The organism is Streptomyces sp. NPDC002044, assembly GCF_040296725.1.
Lineage (GTDB): Bacteria > Actinomycetota > Actinomycetes > Streptomycetales > Streptomycetaceae > Streptomyces > Streptomyces antarcticus.
Map to the genome: position 1 here is coordinate 1 of NZ_JBEOXU010000078.1, position 20,847 is coordinate 20,847.

The 20,847-nt window shown below is 70.3% G+C and carries 20 protein-coding genes; 11 read left to right on the forward strand and 9 right to left on the reverse strand.

The window, feature by feature from the left end; genetic code table 11:
• Positions 1 to 710 precede the first annotated feature (710 nt).
• Positions 711 to 1,247, forward strand: a complete 537-nt coding sequence (locus tag ABT106_RS19855; protein ID WP_351278963.1) for a helix-turn-helix domain-containing protein — start codon at positions 711 to 713, stop codon at positions 1,245 to 1,247.
• A 55-nt stretch (positions 1,248 to 1,302) separates the two neighbouring features.
• On the opposite strand, the gene ABT106_RS19860 is transcribed toward ABT106_RS19855, so the two are convergent.
• From ABT106_RS19860 to ABT106_RS19895, 8 genes are all read right to left on the reverse strand, one after another.
• Positions 1,303 to 3,054, reverse strand: a complete 1,752-nt coding sequence (locus tag ABT106_RS19860; protein WP_351278965.1) for a DUF2637 domain-containing protein — start codon at positions 3,052 to 3,054, stop codon at positions 1,303 to 1,305.
• A gap of 352 nt (positions 3,055 to 3,406) precedes the next feature.
• The gene (locus ABT106_RS19865; RefSeq protein ID WP_351278968.1) at positions 3,407 to 3,544 is read right to left on the reverse strand and encodes a hypothetical protein; all 138 of its coding nucleotides are present in this window, start codon (positions 3,542 to 3,544) and stop codon (positions 3,407 to 3,409) included.
• The gene (locus ABT106_RS19870) at positions 3,541 to 3,672 is read right to left on the reverse strand and encodes a hypothetical protein (protein WP_351278971.1); all 132 of its coding nucleotides are present in this window, start codon (positions 3,670 to 3,672) and stop codon (positions 3,541 to 3,543) included. The genes ABT106_RS19865 and ABT106_RS19870 overlap by 4 nt, the downstream gene beginning before the upstream one ends.
• A complete protein-coding gene (locus ABT106_RS19875; RefSeq protein WP_351278974.1) occupies positions 3,672 to 3,863 on the reverse strand; it encodes a hypothetical protein in 192 nt (63 codons plus the stop codon). Before ABT106_RS19875 ends, ABT106_RS19870 begins: the two co-directional genes overlap by 1 nt.
• 193 nt (positions 3,864 to 4,056) lie before the next feature.
• The gene (locus ABT106_RS19880; RefSeq protein WP_351278976.1) at positions 4,057 to 5,124 is read right to left on the reverse strand and encodes a hypothetical protein; all 1,068 of its coding nucleotides are present in this window, start codon (positions 5,122 to 5,124) and stop codon (positions 4,057 to 4,059) included.
• Positions 5,121 to 5,585, reverse strand: coding sequence for a hypothetical protein (locus tag ABT106_RS19885; RefSeq protein ID WP_351278977.1), 465 nt, complete (start codon positions 5,583 to 5,585; stop codon positions 5,121 to 5,123). The genes ABT106_RS19880 and ABT106_RS19885 overlap by 4 nt, the downstream gene beginning before the upstream one ends.
• Positions 5,582 to 6,280, reverse strand: a complete 699-nt coding sequence (locus ABT106_RS19890; RefSeq protein ID WP_351278979.1) for a hypothetical protein — start codon at positions 6,278 to 6,280, stop codon at positions 5,582 to 5,584. Before ABT106_RS19890 ends, ABT106_RS19885 begins: the two co-directional genes overlap by 4 nt.
• The gene (locus ABT106_RS19895) at positions 6,277 to 6,618 is read right to left on the reverse strand and encodes a WhiB family transcriptional regulator (RefSeq protein WP_351278981.1); all 342 of its coding nucleotides are present in this window, start codon (positions 6,616 to 6,618) and stop codon (positions 6,277 to 6,279) included. Before ABT106_RS19895 ends, ABT106_RS19890 begins: the two co-directional genes overlap by 4 nt.
• A 475-nt stretch (positions 6,619 to 7,093) precedes the next feature.
• On the opposite strand from ABT106_RS19895, the gene ABT106_RS19900 reads away from it, so the two are divergent.
• The 3 genes from ABT106_RS19900 to ABT106_RS19910 all read left to right on the forward strand — a co-directional run bounded on the left by ABT106_RS19900 (position 7,094) and on the right by ABT106_RS19910 (position 10,966).
• A complete protein-coding gene (locus ABT106_RS19900; RefSeq protein WP_351278984.1) occupies positions 7,094 to 7,870 on the forward strand; it encodes a GntR family transcriptional regulator in 777 nt (258 codons plus the stop codon).
• A 131-nt stretch (positions 7,871 to 8,001) separates the two neighbouring features.
• A complete protein-coding gene (locus ABT106_RS19905; protein WP_351279034.1) occupies positions 8,002 to 8,223 on the forward strand; it encodes a helix-turn-helix domain-containing protein in 222 nt (73 codons plus the stop codon).
• A 676-nt stretch (positions 8,224 to 8,899) separates the two neighbouring features.
• Positions 8,900 to 10,966, forward strand: a complete 2,067-nt coding sequence (locus tag ABT106_RS19910; RefSeq protein WP_351278986.1) for a hypothetical protein — start codon at positions 8,900 to 8,902, stop codon at positions 10,964 to 10,966.
• A 391-nt stretch (positions 10,967 to 11,357) separates the two neighbouring features.
• Here ABT106_RS19910 and ABT106_RS19915 read toward each other — a convergent pair whose 3' ends face one another.
• Entirely contained in the window at positions 11,358 to 13,094 is a 1,737-nt protein-coding gene (locus ABT106_RS19915; protein ID WP_351278988.1) for a pentapeptide repeat-containing protein, read from the reverse strand.
• Between the two features lie 256 nt (positions 13,095 to 13,350).
• Here ABT106_RS19915 and tap point away from each other — a divergent pair, with 256 nt between their 5' ends.
• The 7 genes from tap to ABT106_RS19950 all read left to right on the forward strand — a co-directional run bounded on the left by tap (position 13,351) and on the right by ABT106_RS19950 (position 20,746).
• The gene (gene tap / locus ABT106_RS19920; RefSeq protein ID WP_351278990.1) at positions 13,351 to 15,480 is read left to right on the forward strand and encodes a telomere-associated protein Tap; all 2,130 of its coding nucleotides are present in this window, start codon (positions 13,351 to 13,353) and stop codon (positions 15,478 to 15,480) included.
• Between the two features lie 4 nt (positions 15,481 to 15,484).
• Positions 15,485 to 16,054 (forward strand): telomere-protecting terminal protein Tpg, encoded by a 570-nt coding sequence (tpg, locus tag ABT106_RS19925; protein WP_351278992.1) that lies wholly within the window; start codon positions 15,485 to 15,487, stop codon positions 16,052 to 16,054.
• 137 nt (positions 16,055 to 16,191) lie between these two features.
• On the forward strand, positions 16,192 to 16,440 hold the full coding sequence (locus ABT106_RS19930; protein WP_351278995.1) for a hypothetical protein: 249 nt from the start codon (positions 16,192 to 16,194) through the stop codon (positions 16,438 to 16,440).
• A 314-nt stretch (positions 16,441 to 16,754) separates the two neighbouring features.
• Positions 16,755 to 17,954 carry a type IV toxin-antitoxin system AbiEi family antitoxin domain-containing protein gene (locus ABT106_RS19935; protein ID WP_351278998.1) on the forward strand — a complete coding sequence of 400 codons (1,200 nt, stop codon included), beginning with the start codon at positions 16,755 to 16,757 and terminating at the stop codon, positions 17,952 to 17,954.
• A 135-nt stretch (positions 17,955 to 18,089) separates the two neighbouring features.
• A complete protein-coding gene (locus ABT106_RS19940) occupies positions 18,090 to 18,941 on the forward strand; it encodes a nucleotidyl transferase AbiEii/AbiGii toxin family protein (RefSeq protein ID WP_351279001.1) in 852 nt (283 codons plus the stop codon).
• Positions 18,942 to 19,045: 104 nt separating this feature from the next.
• On the forward strand, positions 19,046 to 19,384 hold the full coding sequence (locus tag ABT106_RS19945; protein ID WP_351279004.1) for a hypothetical protein: 339 nt from the start codon (positions 19,046 to 19,048) through the stop codon (positions 19,382 to 19,384).
• Positions 19,385 to 19,720: 336 nt separating this feature from the next.
• Complete coding sequence (locus tag ABT106_RS19950) at positions 19,721 to 20,746, forward strand: ATP-dependent DNA ligase (protein ID WP_351279007.1); 1,026 nt, start codon at positions 19,721 to 19,723, stop codon at positions 20,744 to 20,746.
• The last annotated feature ends 101 nt before the right edge of the window (positions 20,747 to 20,847 follow it).

Here is a 20,847-nt window from a genome sequence, read left to right on the forward strand (position 1 = left end):
CCGCCAATGCCACATCCCAATCAGCGCCTAAAACATGCTTCAACACCCGCAACCAGCCGATGCCCAGCAGGACGCACAAACTCAGAGCAGCGCTTCGCTGTTCCGCGTCTCTCAGACATTCCTGCTCGTCATGACGAGCAGGGCAAAGGGACTCCTCGGTTCAGCTCATTGATGGGCGTGACTGGGCGAGAGTCCGCTACGGGGGAGGGATTTCGTCACCACGTTCTGAGGACGGGCGGTCCCCATCCGAGCGGGGTGAGCCGACTGCAGGAGCGTCAGCTCCCTTGAACCGGAGGATGAGTTGGCGGGTGCCAAGCGGTCTCGAGGACTCTTGACAGTCGTGAGGCAGCGCAACCTACCTCGTCGGCCAAGGCGGGGTGCTGTAAGGCATGACAGCACCATATGAGTCACTGCGCATGCGATAAGTCACCTTTTAGAGCTTTTGCACACTTCATTTAAATGTGACGTCCATCACATGCATCTCTTACCTTCAGGGCGCTTATTGAGCCCAAGAGGTCTAGACATCTATCAATCGGAGGAGATAAGCGGAATCTCGCACATCGACTTACGGATCCGCGAAGCGGGCCCGGCGGGCAACCGGGGAACGACCGACTTCAAGATCATCTAATCGATGCTGGGGACGCCTCGGGACAGCTGCGGCACGGTGGGTCGGCTGCTGGTCCGTGATCTGCGGCAGGGAGGATGGACGCATGACCCGCCCGATGTTGACCCAGAGGGAGGCCGCCCTCGCGTGCGGCGTCAGCCGCACCACGGTACGCCGCAGCCGTGAGGCCGGTGATCTGCCCGGTTCTGTACAGGACCCCAAGCGCGGCTGGATGATCCCGATCGATGAGCTGCTGGCCGCCGGTTACCGGCTCAACGCCCCGGCTCCAGCGGACGCCCCGACCACAGCTCCGGCCGGGCCGGTCACCACGGCCGGGTCCGACGGCCCGGACACGGCCGTGCTCCGCGCCGAGCTGGAACGGCTCCGGGCCGAGCACGAGCTCGCCTTGGCGCGCGCCGAGGTACAGCACTTGCGGGCGCAGCTCGCGGAGCGGGGCGAGCGGATCGCGGACCTCCAGCGGGCGGTGGCGGCGCTCAGCCCGGCGCCGGAGCGTGCCGCACTCCCCCGGCCCGAGAGGCCGGCCGTGCCCGGCCAGACCATGGGCGTCCCCGCCGCCGAGCCGGTGCCGGCCTCAGATCCGGTGGCGGAACCCCGCAGGCGGTGGTGGAGCGGGCAGCCCTGACCCGACGACGAAAGGCGGCACTCGGGGAAGGTGCCGCCCAACATCATGTGCCGAGTCAGGACTGCTGACCGTCCATCATCAGCTCGAACGTAGTCGCCCGGTACCCGCCCATGAGCAAGGCCGCTGCCGCCTTGCGGGTGTCCGAGGCCGCGGTCTGCTTCAGGTTCAGCGCGCCCATGATCTCGCCGAGCGGAACCGCCTCCATCTCCCTGTCGGCCATCTCCCAGTTCACCCCGGCCGCCAGAAGCATCCGGGCCACCAGCCGCTCGTTGCGCTCACGCGGCAGCAAGCGGGCGTAGTCCTCGGCCTGCTGGGCGCGCGCCTCCATCGTGGCCTTCTCATACCGGACGGCCGCGGTCGCCTTCTCGGCCTCGGCCGCCGCCTTCTCCGCCGCCGCCTTCTCGGCCTCGGCCCGCTCGGCCGCCGCAGCCTGCCGGCTGGTCTCCGCCGCCCAGCGTGCCGTCTCCGCCCGCGCCTTCTCCTTCTCCGCCTGCTGGCGCTCCGCCTCCGCCTCGGCCCGTTCCGCCGCCTCGGCATCCTCGGCCGCCTTCCGGCGCGCGGCCGCCGCCTGCTCCGACTGCATCGCCTCGGCCTCCGCCAGGGACTGCCGTTCCGCCGCCGTACGCCGGTGCTCCGCCGCCACCTTCGCGGCCGCCGCTTCGGACTCCGCCTGCGCCTGCGCGGCCTCCGCCTTCGCGGCCGCCGTCCCCAGCCGCGTCCGCTTCTCGTACGTGGCGACTTCGACGTCGGCGTCGTCCTCCAGGACGCGGAGCCGGTCTGCCTTCTGCTGGATACGGACCCGCTCCGCCTCCGCACGCTGGCGCTCCGCCTCGGCGCGCTCGCGCTCCTCCGCCTCGGCCTCCCACTTCGCCGGGAGGGCCAGGGCCTCCTCCACGGAGTAGCCCTGGGCCGCCATCGTCATGGGCAGCTTCTGCTCATCGGTCGCCTTCGACAGGTCTCCGCCGAGCGATTGCTTGAGCCACACCCGGTAGCCCTCCAACGCCCTCTTGCGCTCCACCATCTCCGGGTAGCTGGTGATGTTCGCCAGCCGCATCTCCCGGTACAGCTTCGGCGTTTTCCACGGGGACAGCACCCATCGGTGCAGCGGGATCCGGTCGATAGCCGTCCCGTCCTCCAACTGCACGGCGTGCACGATCAGCCGCCGCGCAGCCTCCACACCGACCACGAACAGCACTGGCATCAGTCCGTGCCAGAACACCCGCACCGGGCCGGGCAGCGCCTCGGCGCCCGCCGCCCCCTCGGTGGCCACGGCCACGGCCGCGCCGGCGGCCGCGTTGATGACGACGGTTGCCGCGGTCATGGCGTGCGCGGCGAACCTCAGCAACGGCCAGGGCGTCCGGCGGCGCGTCATGTACAGGTCCAGGGACAGGAACCCGATGATCGCCCCGTCCAGGCCGATCGGGATCCACGGAGCCAGCCAGCCGGCGAACCCGGCGGCCGCGGCCTTGTCCGCAACCGTGGTGTAGGAGGCGGCGAACCCGATGATCGCCACGGGGATCATGCCGGTCAGGGCGGCCACCGCGAGCCACCGCGAGGCCCGGGCTCCGGCCTGGGGGGCGGCCACCGTGGCCGGGTCCGCATGGCCGGTGGCCGGGGCCACGGCCACCCTCTGGCCGGCCAGCCCCGGCCGATCCCGGCCGCCCTGGCGTGGCGGGGGCGGAGCGGCTTCCGGTCCGCCCGGAGCGCTCGGCCGTGGGGCCGGAGCGGCCCCGGCCGTGGCCGGAGCGGCCGGGGCCATGGCCACCCCCTGGCCCATGGTCTGGCCGTCCGTCAGCGTGTCACTCATCCCGGCAGTCTCCCCCCTGCGGTGCGGAGCCGGAGCACCGGCCCGCCCAACCGGAGCGGCGGCCCGTCCGGCCGGAGCGAGGGGAACAGTGGGACGGGTCAGGTCGTGGAGCGGGTGGTGCGTCGTCACCGATACCTCCGAGAGGTGGTCAGGGGGCGGGCCAGGAAGGTGTGTTCCTGGCCGCCGGGAGGGGTGCCGCCGCAGTGGCCCGCCTCGAGGGGTGCTCTTCTGCGGCGGCGATGAGCCGGGTCAGGAACCGGACTGCGGGTGCGGCCGGGCCGGCGGCTGCTGCTGCTGCTCGGTACGGCCGTCCCGCTCGTGCGGGGAGGGCCTCACCGGCAGGGGCGACTGGTCAGCCATGGGGCTTCAGTCCCGCCATGGCCTGGCCGTGACGGCGGAGTTCGGCGTCGGTCTGCTGCCGGATCTGCTCCGCCCGCCGGGCGGCTGCAGCCGCTTCGGCGGCCGCTGCGGCCTGCTGCTCGGCGCTCACCGGGCACCCCCGAGGGCGAGGAGCAGGCGGGTGGTCCAGCCGCCGCACGTGCGGCACACGTACTGCCTGGTCTTGGCGTCGTAGCGCATCTTCCGGCCGTGGCAGACCGGGGCGGTGTGGCGCGCCATCACTTCCACCACTTCCGGGCGCCGGAGGCGTCCTGGTCGGTGGTGCCGGTGCCGGCCGTGGGGCGGTCCGCGGCCGTCTCGGTCCAGCCGCCGGTGCCGGCGGAGTAGGACTTGCCGTGTCGGGCGCGGTCGGTGTCGCTCTGGCCCGCGGCCAGATCGCTTTGGCTGATCGTTTTGCGGAAAAGTGCCATGATGGCGTCTCCATCTTCTGGGTGGATTCGCCCGTCCCGGGATGCTTGGTAGGTGGCCCGGGGCGGGCTTTTACGTGTCCCGAACCCCTCTCGGGGCCGGGCGCTTTCGGGGGGCTGGGAGACCGATAGACCTCCCGTAAGGGGGCGTTAGGGGTACCGATAGAACCGCAGGTCAGCGGCGCGATCGGCCGGTCTATCGGGCTTCCTGGGACCCCTCCTGGAGAGAGGCCGGGGAAGGGGTCTGGGAAGGTGCCAGAGCGGGGGCCGCCAGACCCCCGGGGATGAGGGTCAGGAAGGCCGCTGCGGGGGCCTCCGCCCGGGCCGGGACGGGGGCTGCTGCGAGGGTGCTGACGGGGTCCTCCCCCGGGGCCGGGGCGGGGCCCCTGGCGCCGGCCGCCGGGGGGTTCTGGAGCAGGGCCGTGGGGCTGGCCCCGTGGGCCGCGATGAAGGCGTCCACCCGGGCCCCGACGCGGGTCGTGGGCTTGCCCTCGATCCGCATCCCGAGCTTCTCCACCGTGGGGACTCCGGCGGCCTCCAGCCACGCCCGGAACTTGGTCTGTTCGGTGTCCTGGGGAAGGAGGCCGGAGGCGATGGCGCCGTCCAGCATCACGTCCAGGTGGACCCCGGCCCGCTTGCTGAACTCGGCGTCGGACAGGTCCCTGATCACGTGCCAGAGCAGCGCTGCGCCCGGGTGGGCCGGGGAAGCCTGCTCCTGCTCCCCCTGGTCCTCCTGGACGTCACCCTCGCCCTGCTCCCCCGCCGCACCTTTTTCATGATCGTTCTCGGGGGTCAGGGGAGGGGCCAGCATGAGAGCGGCCGCCGACCAGGCCACGAATCCCCCGCCGAAGATGACCGGCCGCCAGGCCGTCAGGTCCGGGATCATCGGCACCAGGACGGACGCGCCGGTGCCGACGATGACCAGGGCCAGGCCGCCGCCCATGACGACCGTGCCGAGGGCCGCCAGAAAGCTGCGCTTGCCGAACCCGGGCTCCAGCATGATCGGCGCCTCGGGGTCCGGCAGCGTGGACGCCTTCCCCGCCTTCTCCGCACGCTCCTGCGCTTTGACACGCTGCGCCCGGATGCGGCTCCGCTTCTCCGCGACGGCTCCCGCGTCCGTGCTGGCGGCCTTCCATCCGAGGGCGAGGCCCTGCCCGGCGCACCGGCACGCCCACCCGGCCATGACCAGGGACCCGCGCCACCACATCCGTGCGACGCCTAGGGACCCGGCGGTCACCGCCCGGATCTCCCCGGAGGCGCTCACAGGTTGCCGATCATGTCCGCGAGGAGCATCACCAGGTTGTTCGCGATCTGCCACAGGCCGCCGATGTTCGCGGCCGAGGCCCCGAGGCAGATCCCGAACAGGGCCGGCCACCCGAGCTTCTTCCAGTCGGGCACGAACGTCGTGATCCCGAGGAGCACCGCGATAGCGGCCGGGGCCAGATCGGACGCCCCGAAGTCGATGCCCTGCCCGATGCTGGTCGGCACCGTGGCCACGCCCCCGACCAGTTGGCCGATGGTGCCGCCGGTCGCGATGGCCAGGACCCCGAACACGATGCCCATCGCGGCGGCCTTGTCGCGGGTCAGGCTCATGCGCTTGGCACCGCGCAGGCCGAGGAGCAGCAGGTACCCGTCCGCGACCGCGAGGCCAGTCACCCCGATGCCTCCGAGGACGGGCCCGGCCGCGAGGACGACGTCCGTGGCGATGATCAGGTTCGGGGTCACAGCAGTGCTCCGGGGGCGTAGAGGAGGGAGGAGAGAACGACGGTGACGAGGGGGATCCTGGCCAGCCACCGCAAGGGGAGCCGCCGCCCGGCGGACCGGGAGTCCAGCAGGAGCCAGCACAGTCCGCCGGCCGCCCCGGCCACGGTCAGGGGGGCGAAGAGGGTGGACCAGGGCGCGGACCACGCGAGGAACTCGGCGATCAGAGGCCCGGTGCCCTGGCCCCAGAACACCGCGCCGATCGCGGCGCCGAGGGGTGCGAGCGCAGCGAACGGGCCGAGGAGGCCCCGGAGCGGCCTCGCCACCCGGTACGCCCCGTACGCGGCGCCGAGCGTCACGACGAACGCACCACACGGGGGAAGCGACAGCATCACGGCCCCCATCACCGGCTCCAGCCCCCGCGCGTTGCCGGTGCCCAGGGCGATCAGCCCGTGACCGGCCACGGCCGCCGTGCCGTTGAAGGCGAGCCACCGCCACCGGCCGTTCGGCACCGACTCCGTGAACGCGGACCGGATCGCCTCGGCCAGTTCGGCAGGACTGATCTGGCCCCGGACCGCCCGCACCGTGGACCGCCCCAGAGAGCGGCCCTTGGCCGCCCGCTCCGACTTCCTGACCTTCCGCGAGGCAGCCGCCGCACCCGTACCGGCGGCACGGCGCGCCCTCTTTTTCGCGGCGCGACCCGTAACGGTGCTGCTCACTGCGCCACCGCCCCGTTACGAGGCCGCCGGCCGAACAGCCGGACGTACAGCGCCCGCCGGTCCGACTGCCGCATCCCCCCACGCACCCCGATGATCTTCGAAGGGGTGGAGGACTGCTTCAGGTCACTCGCCAGGCACCAAGCCAGAACCGGGCACTCCTCGCAGAACGTCAGCGCCTCCCGCTCCGACTCCGACGGAACAGCCGCGCCCGACGTCGTCTCCTGCGGCTTCGGGAAGAACAACCGCGGATCCGCGCCCACACAGGCCGCCACGTCGGAGCGCTCCTGACGCACCACCGAAGCCGGGGCCAGGTCCTTGCACTCCCACAGCTGGTCCAACCAGTCACGCCTCGGGGCACTCATGCCACACCGTCCAGGCGCGCCATCAGCCACGCCCGCACCCGCAACTCGTCCCCGCCCAGGCCAACTGCCCCCGGAACCAGTGAACTCGGCTCGTTCAGCGCCGTAGTGCATGAGCGAGTCGGCAGAACCGTCCTCGTCCGCACCACAGCGCCGCGCACACAGCGCTGCGCCCGCCACCTGCGCAATACCTCTGTCACCATCACCACGTCGGCGTCCCCTCACAACGGACCACCCGACAGCGGCTGTGGGGGTGCAACACCACAGCCGCCGCCCGGCCGGTGCGGACACACCGGCCGGGCACCTGCGTCTCGCAGGGCGGGACCTTCTCACCCAGGCGCATGTCTGACCAGGTCGAGCCTGTCGACCAGCCATCGCTTATTGCCTAGGCATTAATGAGAATGCCTCGCCCCCCGCGTGTTGTCAATAACGACTAGGCGATATGGTGGGCCGTGTGGCCCCGACCTACACGGAGGTGAAACCCATGACTAGTTCCGGAGACCTCTCCGCCGAGCTCCGTCAGCGCATCTACGCAGGCGAGCTCGCCGTGGGCGCGAAGCTGCCAACCAACGCGGAACTGATGGCCACACACGGTGTGTCCAAGGCGACGGTTACCAAGGCAATCGCCGCGCTCGCCGACGAAGGGCTGGTCTACTCGTCTAAGCGCGCCGGCACAGTGGTCCGAACGCGAGTGGCTGTACAGATTCCACTTAGCCGTTACGGGGCGGTGCTAGCGCCTGGCGGTGCACTGGGCCCCTGGGAAACGGCCACCGCTGCCCAAGGGCTGGACGGCGACATGCAACTCGTCTCTGTGGAGCGGGTGCAAGCGGACGCCGACACCGCCGCTCTCCTCAACCTCAGCAACGGCGACGAGCTGGTGTACCGCGTCCGCCGCGCACTCATCCGCCCTGCTGACATCGTCCAGTTGCAGCACGCCTGGTACCCCGCAGCACTGGCCGAGTCGGCCGGCCTCGATAGCACCGGAAAGGTCGTTGGTGGGGTGTACGGCGCCCTCACAGCCGCTGGCCGCCGACCAGCCAAGGCGACGGAAACAGTTGGCGTGAGGATGCCCACGGAGTCAGAAGCCGCGCAGCTCCGAATCGGCGGACGGGTCGCTGTACTCACCCTCACTCGCCTCACCCTCGACGCCTCCGAACAGCCTCTCGAAGTACTCCGTGCCGTAGCTCCCGCTGACCGAATCCAGCTGTCCTACGACAACCTCCCTCTTTGAGAATGCAACTGCGACATGGCGTCGTTGGGGCTCGCAAGGCGTAGCAGCTGTGTATCGTTTCGGCGAAATGATGTTGGGGGTGTGCAGTGACAACGCATGATCGCGCCGTACAGGCACTGCTGTCGCAAGCGGTGTGGTTGCCCGCAGCAAGCGTTCGTGGAGGGCTTCGGCGAGCTGCCGGACTCACTCAAGCCCAGGTAGCCGCAGCGCTGGGTGTCGGGCGGGTCCAGGTTGCTCGATGGGAAACCGGGTTCAACGAGCCTCGAGGCGATAGACGCCGGGCTTACAGCAGTCTTCTTTCGAGTCTCGCGCGGCAGCACCCTGACACGGTCACATCCACAGCTGTGCCCTAGAAATGCCCAAGGCCGTCCCTGTTGGAGCAGGAACGGCCTCGATACAGCAACCGACTCGCTCAGCTTCCAGGCCATCCGAGTCGTGTCCGGTGAGGTGACCTCGCCGGGGGTGATGCCCGTAGGCCCGAGGGCCTGCGTGGTCACCAGTACCCAGGATAAGGGTCCCTTCACCCGGAGGCCACTATCCCCGGTCCCTGTCTGGTCACACCGCTGGCACGACTCCCCGCAAAGGGGAGACCCACCAGATGCACCGCTCGCTTCACTCTCGCCGCTGGCCCCGGGCCGCCGCGGTTCTCAGATTCTTCGCCTCAGGTGTCACACCGGGCGTCGATTTCGCACCTGTAGCAGGTGTGACCACCCTTTCAAGCAGTGTCCCTCCCGCGCCTACTGGCGCCCCCGTCCTGCCCATCGGGCCGAAGCTTCCTATGCGCCCGGCTGGCGTACAGCCCCCGATCCAGGGCTCTGCGGCCCGGCTGGTAGGCGTGCCGTGGGAGGGTTGGCTGGTGCTTCCGATCTTTCTTGTTGCACCAGGTCACACGCTTCCCCTCGGGAACACATCTATGGGTATGGCATCCACATCTGATGTCTTTTGCCGCCGCAGCGTTTCTGTCTTCTCACACCCGTCGCCCCTGTCCGGTAGCCCGCGGTCTTCGCTCTCGAGCGTCGGGGGTGCCCTGTGAGTTCCCAGGTCTTCCGTCCGGGCGAGGTTTCCATCGGCCTGGACTACATCGAGTTCGACGCCCGCCTGGGGCGTGATGGTGAGTGCAAGCCGGTGGTGAAGGCCGGGTACATGGCCCTGGCCACGTTCGCGAACGTCGAGGACCACACCACCCTGAGCCCAGAAGCGACGGCCGGGTTCTCCGAGGAGGCCCGCCGGGCGCTCCTGCCCTACCGGTCCTCGATCGCGGCCCGGATCGGGCGCTCGGTGGACACCGTGGACAAGGCCAACCGGGAGCTGGTGGAGCGCGAGCTGCTGCTGATCGCCCCGCAGCCGTCCGGCGACGGCAGCCTGGACGCGAACGTGTACCACCTGACCGACCGGGAGCAGTGGGCCCGCCGGACCCTGGAGCGGGCTGAAGCGCGTACCGCGGCCTTGGCGGCCGGCGAACCCTGGCCGCCCCGCCAGCCGGGCCCGTACGTTCCCCGCGTCTACCGCGATCCCGGGTTCGATTTCATCAAGCTCGACGCTCCGACGGTGGCCAGCGGGGAGAAGTCGCCGAACTTCAAGGCGGTGTACGCCGCGGTGGCCACGTTCGTTCACGGCAAGACGCGCATCAGCAGCAACCGGCCGCCGACGTACAAGGAGCTGTGCGCGTGCACGGGGCTGGGGCGCAGCACGGTGGCGGCGAACGTCTCGGAGATGGCTGACGACGGGCTGCTGCTGATCACCGAGCGGTACGACGAGGAGAACGGCGGGCGTCTGGCGTCCGAGTACACGCTCATGGACGGCAAGTGGTGGGCGCAGCGGGCGCTGGCCCGGATGAGGGAGGCCGAGGAGGAGCACGCCCGGGAGAACGACCTGGTGGGGGGGGTGGCCGCGTCAGCTGGACGGGGGTGGCCGCGTCAGCTGGACGGGGGTGGCCGCGTCAGCTGGACGGGGGTGGCCGCGTCAGCTGGACCCCATTACAAGAAGGGTTCTAGAAGTGAGCAAGATGATGGGGCTGACGCCGTAGGCAATGGTGCGGGTGGTTACGCACGTGCGGGCGTGTGCAAGAGCGCGGCTGCTGAAAGCGCCGGGGCAGCAGGCGGCTCCGCCGCGTCCGACAAGACCCTCCCTCCCCAGCGCATGAAGCCTTCGTCCCCGAAGCCGGCCACGGTGAAGACCCGGCCACGTCAGGAGGCGCCCGGTTTCGCTGAGGCCCGGGCCGCGATCCCCGAGGCGGTCGCCCGCCAGGGCACCCGGCTGTACCCGGGGCTGCACCGCGCTATCAACGACCTGCTGATGGGGGCTGAGGGAATCCCGAGCCGGACGCCGGAACAGGTGATCGCCCGGATCGGCCGGCGCTGGTTCGGCGAGAAGGCGGACACCCGCTCCGCCGCCGACTACCGCGGGTGCGACCGCTGCACTGCATCCGGCTGCAAGGCCGCCCGGCGGAGCGCTGAGGCCCCGGACGGCTGCGACCGGATCATCAACCGGTCGTCGTGGCTCGCCACGGCGCTGCTCGTGCAGGACTGCCCGGACCCCTCGTGCGAGGACGGCATCATGCTGGACGGGACGGGGGAGTGCCGGGCCTGCATCAAGCGCGGCGAGGACCGGCGCCGCGACGAGGAGGCCGCCGCCGAGGCCGCTGCCCGCTACGCCCTGGGGGACCCGGCTCCGCCGGACGCAGCGTCCCGGGCGGCCGCGATGGCCACTACGGAGGGCTGGCTGCAGGCCGCGGAGACCGAGGAGGCGCGGTTCCGCCTGCTCCTGACCGCCCGCGGCATGTACGGCTCGATGCTCGACCACCAGGTGATCGAGCACATGACCGGCTGGCAGGACCGGCATCCGGCGCCCTTCGGACCGGCAGCGCTCCACACCACCCCGTTCGGTGTGCGCATCGAGGCGCCGCCGGAGTCCGGCTACGGCCAGGCCGAGGAAGAGCCCGACTATGACGGCCCGGTCGAGGAAGAGCAGGCTAGGGACCTCGCCGCGTGGGACACCGCGCTTCGCAACCCGGAGTGGCAGGCGTGGAAGGCGGAGCAGGCCGCGGCACGGGAACGGCGGACCGCCGAGAGACTTGGCGCGCTCACCGGCCGGTAACCCCCCGACACCCGGCGCTGCGGTATCGGGGAGGAGCAGGGTTTCCATGCACTGGGCATCACGGGGCCCGGCGTGGAGGCACGGCCGGATCCGACTGGGCCGGCACGAGAGCGAAGTGTTGATGACCTTGCCCCGCGGGGCGAGGGTCCGTTCTTGATCCCTTCGCGGCCGCAGGCGGCCCGTACGGCCACGAACCCCGGCACCCCGGGGCCCCCCGCCGCACGATCGCCCGGCAGGCCCGTACGCGGCCGTACAGCGATCAGGTGCGCGGCGGTTGGGAGCTGGGCGCGGCCGCGCCGGTCCCGCCCCGTGTCGCGTGCAGCCCGGCGGGACCTCTCGTGTCGTCTGCCACACGAACGTCAGTCGTTTTGCCGCTAGAGGTGTCAGCGAGTCAGCGTTTAACACGTCCTCGGATTGCGAGGGCGGCGAAGCCGAGCAGGATGGGTTCGGTCAGGCGTGAGGCCATCTCGGTGTAGGTGCCGCGGGTGGTCAGGTTCTGGCCGGAGGAGCGGAAGATCACGGAGTTCAGCACCACTCGCAGGCTTTTCTCGAACCGCTTGGTCGAGACACGCTTGTGCAGCGGACCTGAAGGGTTGACGGGGGCTGGGGTGTCGGTCGTGAGCCGGATGGCCTGGCCGGTCACTGTCCCGGTCGATTCCGGTTTCGGATCGTCTGAGGGAAGGCCCCACAGCATCATGGCCAGGACGGTGGCGGCCATCGCGAGCAGCAGCCAGGCCAAAGCGCGGGAGGCGCGCAGGCCGTAGCCGGACAGGGCCCAGTACCCGGTGAGCAGCCCGTGCTCCGCCCGGTTGCGAGGGGACCGGGTCCCAAGGCGGCGCATCTCCATCTCGGCGTAGTAGAAGTCGGCGGCGCCGGGCTCGTCCTTGCTGTCCTCGAAGGCTTTGCGGAGCTGACGGTAAAGCGCGGCCAGAGCGGGCGGACCCGGCGGGCACGCCGCGGGGCCTGGCTGCGGCGGGGCCGGGGTCCATCCGGCGCGCAGCCGCGGGCGGTGGTCGGGCAGGGCGCGCCAGTGGTGCTCTTCGGCCAGGGCCAGGCGGTCGGTCCACCGCAGTGGGATTCCCCGGCGCACATCGGTCCCGGTCGGGGTGCGGGCGAAGACGGTCTCGCCCTCCAGCCGTAGCTGGTCGAGGTGGAACGCCCCGAAGAATCGGCACCCGGTCAGGTCCGTGTTGGTCAGCACCAGATGGGCGGCGTCGACTCCGCGCAGCGAGCTGATACGTACGCCAGGGTCAAGCTGTACGCCGGCTGTGTCGGTCAGCGTGGTCTCGTCGACAACGGTCACGCTGCCCGTGGCGAAGGGGGCAGTGTGGGCGGTGACCGCGATCGGCTGTGTGACCACCGCGTCCGACAGGTCTACTTCGGCGTACCGCAGCCGCAAGGCCGCCGTCGACTCCCACCGTGTGCGCACGCATCGCACTTTTACAGCCGCAGCCTCGATGGTCACCGGTGCCACGAACGCCGCACCGGAAAGATCTAGACGTCCTTGACATACCAACGGCCCCAATAAAGGCGCGGCGGAGAACGTCGCGCCGTGGAACCGGGCGTTGGCGGAGAACGTCGCGCCGCCGAACAGAGCGTTGGCGGAGAACGTCGCGCGGCCGAACAGAGCGTCGGCGAAGAATATCGCGCCGCCGAACATAGCGTCGGTGGAGAACGTCGCGCGGCCGAACCGGGCGTCGGCGGAGAACATCGTGCCGTGGAACCGGGCGTCGGTGCAGAACGTCGCGCGGCCGAACGTGGCGTTGGCGGAGAACGTCGCGCCGTCGAACGTGGCGTTGGCGGAGAACGTCGCGCCGTCGAACAGAGCTCTGCCGATGTGAGGGCGGCCGGAAGTCGGGTCGCGGAGGACGTCGAGGAGCTCGTTCAGCAGGGAGCCGGCGAAAGTGGTGCCGCAGTGATCGATGTCGTCACCCGGAGACAGCGCTGCCAGGTACCTAGCTCGCGTGGCGGGTGCGAGGTGCGCCAGGCAGAGGGACTCTCCTGGTACTTGTCGACCGCGGCAGCCGACCGGATCGACTGTGGTCGCGTCCTCGCCACAGTGCGGCCAGGTCGGGGCGGGGAGCCGGGTTAAGGGCGGCGATGTCATACCAGTCGTGACGAGCGGCAAGCACTGTGAGGTTGCCCCGTGTCCCTACTCCCTGTCTCCGCCTGTCGGGTCGCCGAAGCCGCCGCTGACAAATCTCATGGCAAAACCACAGACATTTGATGGCACGACCCACTGGCGTTCTTGTGGCAGACGACATCTCGGTCGCAGCCTGTTGGCAGCGTCAACCACCGCCGGAGGAGTCTATCCGGACGGGTTAAAGAAATGGGTTACACAAAAGGGTAAGTGTTGCTAGGGTTTTTGGTGGAGGTAGACAGATATGGCATCTGAGGAAGAGCTGTTCGCGTCGGTCGACGCTCTGTTGGAGGAGGAGCCGCAGCTCCCGCCCCCGGCGGAGCGGGCGCGGCTGCGTGAGTCCGCCGGCATCACCCAGGCCCGCCTCGCGGTCGCGCTGAAGACGTCGACGCAGTCTGTCAAGAACTGGGAGAACGGCCGTTCCGAGCCGAAGCCGCCGCGCCTGGACGCCTACCAGCGGCTGTTGAAAGGGTGGGCGGCGAAGCACTCCGCCCACGGCGTTCCCGCCGTACCGGCGCCCGCGCCGCAGCCGACCCGCGCACCGGTCCCGGCCGCGTTCGCGGGCCCGGCCGACCCCGAGGCGCCAGTTCCGGCGGAGGCCACCGCGGCGCCCACCGCGGCGCCCACCGCCCCGGCCGGTCCGGAGCGTTCGCCTGTCCGCCCGGCATCGGCGCGCCCGGCTCGCAAGCGTGTCAATCCGAACATCGCCGCCGCGCCGTACCAGTACGGTCCTCTCGCGGTCCTGGACGGTAACGGACGGGCGTACGGCGTCGAGGGCATCATCCTGGACTGCCCGGCCACCACGGTTCCCGAGCTGGTCGAGTGGACCCTCCAGGAGTCCCGCCTGGGTGCCGCGAAGCTGCACCGCAACGGGAAGGACTCCGACCCGCTGATCGTTCTCACAGCCGCGGCCGCTGTGAAGCTGGGGCTGCCCGAGCGCCTGGAGGGCCGCGAAGAGCGCCGTTCCCTGCGCCTGCCCGAGGACCACCCGGTGGTCAAGCAGATCACCAAGGCGAAGTGGCAGCTCACCCGCCGCGGTTTCGGCCCGTGGCCGCGGATTTACCGCAAGGCGCAGGGCCGCGAACGGCAGTGCGTGCAGCTGGCGATCCTGTCCTGGGACGCCCTGGACGCCCGCTCCTGGCCCGGCGTCGCAGACATGAAGCCGGCCGACATCGCCCGCGCCCTGGGCATCTACGCCCAGCGCGTCATCACCCCCCGCGGCTCCACAGCCGTCTCCGGCCTGGAGCTGATGACCGCGCTGCGCCCGCCCACCCGGGCGGTCCAGGACCGGGAGACCGGGAACTGGGTGTCCGGCCACAACCCGGGCTCGCTGGGTACGGAGCCGGTGGACCCGGCGCCGCCGGAGGCCACCCCCGAACACCCCGTCGTCGTGAACTCCGGCTGGACGGGCGGGTTCCTCAACGAGGAGTCCTACCAGTGGGTGCGCCCGGTGGACTTGCTCAGCGATGAGGAGTCCCTGCTGCCCTTCGCGGTCGGCCTGGACCTCAACACCGCCTTCCTCGCGGCCGCGGCCCGCCTGGTCGTCGGGCTCTCCGGGCCGGAGCACTTCACCGGCCCCAAGTTCAACCCGAAGATCCCCGGTTCCTGGCTGGTCGACCTCTCCCACATCAGCCTCGACCCGCTCCTTCCGTCGCCGTTCACACCGGACGGGACCCGGCCGACGGGCCCGGCCTGGTACCAGACGCACACCCTGGCCTACGCCCAGGAGCTGGGCCACGACGTCCACCCCATCGATGCGTACCTGCGGCGCGAAACGGGCGCGTACCTGGACCCGTGGCACGACCGCCTCAAGACCGCGTACGTCGACACCCTCGCCGACCTCGGCGTCACCAAGGACCTGTCCGACACGGAGTTCCTCGCCGCGATGGAACGGCACAAGCAGACCGACCCGGCCCTGGCCGCCGTCCTCGCCGCAGTCAAGGCGACCGTGAAGGGCGGCATCGGCAAGCTCCGCGAGCGCCCGCAGGGCAAGGACTACCGCGACGGGGAGCGATGGCCGGCCTTGGAGCGGCCCACCTGGCGGCCCGACATCCGTGCCGCCGTCATCAGCAAGAGCCGGGTCAACATGCACCGCAAGCTGTCCAACATGGTGAAGCTGACGGGCCTGTACCCGCTCGCCGTCCTGTCCGACTGCGTCGTCTACCCCTCGCCGGGGGACAGCCCGCTGAGTTTCCTGCCGTACGCGGCGTCCGGCAAGCCGCAGCCGGGCGGGTTCCGCCTCGGCCCGACACCGGGCCTGGCCAAGATCGAAGGCGTCCAGTCGATGCTGTGGGCGGTCGACCTCATGGAGAAGGGCCTCAACCCGGCCCGCCACATCAAGGGCGGCGACACCGTCCTGGACGAGGGGGAGTAGAGCCGTGGGGGACATCGACGACGCACTGGAGCACGCGGAACGCGACACGTTCACCCGCGAGCCCCCCAAGACCCTCAAGGGCCGGCTGAACTACCTGATGGGACAGCTGAAAAGCACCAAGGCCATCGCCCAGGAGATCGGGGTGAGCCAGCGTTCGGTGGAGCGCTACCGCAAGGGCGACCGGAAGACCCCGCCCAAGGAGATCACCAGCCGCATCGACGCCGCCGTCCGCTCCCGCTGGCAGCCCCAGGTCCGCAAACGCCGCCGCCAGAATGCGGCCACCAGCACCGGCCTCACCGTGGAAATGCGGGCCCGGTTCGGATACACCGCACCCGTCGGCACCACCGACGACGGCCGCTTCCGCCGCCTGACCGTCCGCCTGCCCCCCGCCTACGCACAACGCCTCCTCGACGCCCGCGGCCAAGGCGCCAGCGACCACGAAATGCGCGAAATCGTCGCCGAAGGACTCAAGGACGTGTACTTCCAAGACGGTGGCGCCCGGGCAAACGACCTCACCAGAGTCCAGATCACCGACATCGACTACATCGACATCGCCTTCGGAAAAGAACACTGACAACCCGTCCGATTCCTGACGACAGAGCCTCATCCCGGCATCGCAACTGCCGGGGACGAGGCATTTCGCATCGCAGTCACCGGTGCTGGCGCGACAGAGAGCTTTCTGCTGTCAGAGGGCGGCCGTAGGGTCCAGACATGACAGTTCAGGTGACTCTGCTCCCCGCGACGATCCCCGCTCACGTTCAGGCGGAGGCTCCCTCGCGTGTCCGGGAATTCAACGACGACAACAGCACTGCCGAAGGGGTCCGCTACACGTACTCCGTCAAGCCCAGCGGCTCGCTCGTAGTCATGCGCCAGGACAGCGAGGGGCACCGAATCGAAACCGTTTTCGGGCCCTCCGCGTGGGAAGAGGTCGACGGGGACGTGAGCGGCGCGATCGGATAGGTGGTGGTGTCCGTGCTGGTTGCCGTCGGCGCGGACTTGGATGCCCAACCAAGTGATCCACTGCGCCGAGGGTGCCTGCGGCTCCCCAGGGCTGCCGCGACCGGCCGCCCGATGGGTAACCGCAGCATCCGGCGGGTGCGGGTCGGATTTCAGACCCGCACTCGCCGTGCCAGGCAGGACCAGGTGGTCAGCGTGATACAGCACCCACCTAGTGACAGCGAAAGTTACAGATCGCTCCCTGTTGCCGCAGCGTTTGTTGCACCTTAGCTGTAACAAACGCTGCGTTGTAGGGCGCTGCTTGTTACTATTGCTGGATGGAGCGTAGTGAGGCGATCAAGCGGCTCAATGCCATTGCCCCGGACCAGTGGGGTCTGGTCACCGCGCGGCAGGCGCAGGACGCCGGGCTCTCCCGGGTCGACCTCACACGCCTGATCGACGCCGACCTACTCCAGCGCGCGGCCCACAGCGTCTACCAGGTACCCGGGGGAGCGCCGACGTCCCACCTTGACATCAAGGCGGCCTGGCTCCGCCTGGACCCGGCTGTCCTGGCCTGGGCACGTTCGCAGGACGGGCCCAGGGCCGCGGTCGTCTCGCACGCCTCCGCCTGTCAGCTCTACGACATCGGCGACATCCCCGCCGATCATGTGGAGATCTCTGTCCCGGTCCGCCGCACTACTCGCGAGACCGGCGTCCTCCTCCACAAGGCCACCGTCCCCGCCGGCGACATCACGATCATCGACGGCCTTCCGGTGACCACCGTCGACCGCACCATCTGTGACCTCCTGCGCGCCCGCGCTGACGGCGGCCATGTCGGCCGCGTCCTGGCCGACGCCGACCAGCGTGGCCTCACCGACACCCGCGAGCTGGCCGAACGCGTGCAGCCCTACGCGCGTGCCTACGGTCTTCCCAGGGCATCGGGGGCCGACTTCCTCAACTTCCTCGCGGAGGAAGCGGGCTTTACCCTGCGAGACGAGCAGCTCACCACAGCCGGAACACGCGCCATCTCCGCATACAGCGAAAACCTGTTCGCCCACGGAGCACAGATTCCCGGCCTGGCCATCGCGCTCGACGCCGTCCGGCGGGCAGTGGACCAGGCCGCCGCCAATCACTCCAGCCAGATGCACCTGGACGCGATCAGGGCCGCTTCCGCCGTCGCGGCCTACGCAGCAGACATCGACCAGAAGATGGCCGCAGCAATGACCCGCGGTGGCGCCGCCGAGGCCGCACTGCAAGCGCTGGCACATATGACACCCCAGTACAGGATGGACGGGATGAGGGCTGTTGTGGCCCAAATTGCAGGGGTTCAAAGCGACGTCACCGCGAAGCTTTTCGGGGAAGCAGCGGCTGCCAACAGCCCTGCACGACTCGTTGCTGCCCACACTGCTGAACTGGCGAGGGCTGCCTCGACTGCGGCCCGGGCCACCCAACCGGCCCTCCCCGCAGCTGAACCCGGTACAACGCAATCCGAACCGGAAGACGAAGAAGCCAGGCACGTCACCTCGACATCTGAATAGCTCTCACCGGCTGGACGGACCTACCCTGGGACGCCTGAGGCAAGCACCGGGGGAGTCGAGATCAGCACCAGCGGCAAGACCTACGCCACACCCGCCAGCTTCGAGAAGGCCCTGAAGGACCACGCCAAACGCGTCGTGGCACAGGACGGCGGGACCGTCCAGGCCATGATGCGCGGCTTCTTCTTCCAGCGCCTGACCGCCCGCGTCTTCACCGCCGAGCCGGACGGCTGGCTCCTGAAAGGCGGCCAGGCCCTCCTCGTCCGCTATCCGTCCCTCGCCCGGCTCAGCAAGGACATCGACCTCCAGCGCCTGCACGGAACGACCGCCGAGGCCCTCGACGCCCTGCTGGCCGGGGCCGCTGTCGACCTCGGCGACCACCTGCGATTCGTGCCCCAGAAGATGAAAGCCCAGGGAACCGACGGCGACGGCATCGACCAGGCATTCGACATCTACATCGGGTCCCGGAAAGTGGACTCCATCCACGTCGACCTCGTCACCGGCAAGAACGTCACCGCCGACCCCGCCGACTTCCCGCTCATGCCCCGCCCCGACCTCCCCTGGCCCACCAACTGGCCGCGGGTCCGCCTCTACCCCGTCGTCGACCACCTCGCGGACAAGATCTGCGCGATGTACGAGTGGCGGAGCATGGGCCCCTCCAGCCGCTACCGCGACCTGGCCGACATCCTCCTCATCAGCCAGAAGGAAACCATCGACGCGGCTGCAGCCCACCACGCCCTGCACAGCGAAGCCGCCCACCGCCGCGCACGCGTCACCACCGCCGAGCTGCGGCTGCCCGCCGCGTTCCAGATGCCCGCCCCGGCCTGGCGCACCAACTACGTCAAGGCAGCCAGGGACGTGATCGGCCTGGTGGGATGCAAGAGCTGGGACGAGGCAGCCACGGCTGCCGATGCGCTGGTCACACCGCTCCTGGGAGCGGCCTTCTCCGGAACCTGGCATCCCGATAAGGAGGAGTGGGTCCGCAGGTGACGCCCAAGGGACGATGACCCGCGGCAAGCTACGGAGCGTCCCGCCGGAGTGACACCGACCGGAACGGCCTGCGCCGGATCCGGAGCGGGTCGTACGGTGCGGGGGTGGCTGACTACTCCCACTTCATCAGGCAGCAGGTCTCCTCCGAGCTCCACCGTCCCGACGGGCGGGTGGAGACCACCCGTGCGCCGGCGGTGTGGACGCTGGCGCACCGCGGCTACAGCGGCAATGGCCGCCTGGACGTGTGGGTGTATCCCACGAAGAAGGAGGCCCTGCTCGAGGGCGCGAGGCTCGCGATGGCCTGCGGTCTGGAAGAGGACGACCGGGCCTGCCGTGATTTCGACGCCGGCCGCCACCAGAAAGTCATGGACCGCTACGAGGCGACCCACCCCGACACTCACCTCCTGCGCGTGCAGACGGCGTTCCTCCAGCCCTCTGACTGAGCGTCCGGCCCCCTGTCCCTGCCCGGCCTGTCCCGGACAAGGCGGAACAGGCACTTCAAGTGCCGTTGGCGCCGCTGAGGTCCTCGCAGACGGGCGGGCTCAGTGCGACGGGGGCGGCATCAAGGCGCTGCGCTCGTCGGTGAGGTCCGGCAGGAGCGCGCCGAGGTGGTGGAGCGAACACGACGACGGACGGTACTACGGCGCCCAGGAGAAGGACGGCCACCCTGGAGCCTGACGCGGCAGAGCCCTCTGGCCGAATCCACAAGCGACGGCCGCCTCGGCGGGAAAGGCTGTCGGTGCCAGGTCCGGAGCAGCGGAGGAGGAGGCCGAGCGCGAGTGGTCCTCACCCCGCCCTTCGAGCCGATGCTCGCTCAGGCCGCCGAGTACGTCCCCGGCTCCCGCGTCCTGGCGAGCGGCTTCGCAGCCGAGCAGAAGTTCGACGGCCACCGCGCGATCCTGTTCACCCCCGCCGGCCCCGGCGGCCGGCTGCTCTTGCAGAGCCGGCGCGGCTCCCTGGTCCACGACCGGTTCCCCGATCTGGTCGCGGCCGCCGGGCAGCTGCCCGAGGGCCTGGTCCTTGATGGCGAGCTCGTCGTCTGGGACACCGCGGCCGGGCGGCTGTCCTTCGAAGCGCTCCAGCGCCGGGCCGCCGCCCGCGGCCGCACCGCGAGCGTGCTCGCCGGTAAGACCCCGGCGTTCTTCATTGCCTTCGACGCGCTGCATATCGACGGCATCGAGTTGCTGGCCCTGGCCTACGCCGAGCGCCGCCGACGGCTCGAGGTCCTGTTCGCGGCCCGCCAGCTGACCACGCCGTGGACCCTCTGCCCCATGACCACCGACCCGGCCAAGGCCAGGGAGTGGCTGGAGGAGTGGACGGACGTCTCCGGCGTCGAGGGCCTGGTCGTCAAGAAGATGAACCAGCGCTATCTTCCGGGATCCCGGGCCTGGACCAAGATCAGACGCAGGGACACCACCGAAGCGGTCATCGGCGCCATCACCGGCACCCTCGCACGCCCCCAGCTCCTCGTCCTCGGCCGCCACGATGCGACCGGACGCCTCCGCCCCGTCGGCCGCACCGTCCCACTGCGCCCCCACGCCGTCCGTGAGCTCGCCGGGCACCTCGCCCCGGCCGGTCCCGGACATCCATGGACCGGTGCGGTGTTCTCATCGGCATGGGGCACCCGCGACGTCCTCGACACCACCCTGGTCCGGCCCGACCTCGTCGCCGAGATCAGCACCGACACATCCATCGACCGCGGCGGCGTCTACCGGCACCCGATCCGGTACGTGCGCCTGCGCCTGGACGCGTCCGTCGATGACGTGCCCCGGTTCGGCGGGGGCCCGGCCGCAGCCGCAGAGTGACCGGCGACCCAGCCCCAGGGGGCCAGCCGTGCTTCGGTGTGGTTATGGCTGGGAATGCCGTCCGGATCGGAGCCTTGGTTGCGCGCGGGGGTGTCGTTGAG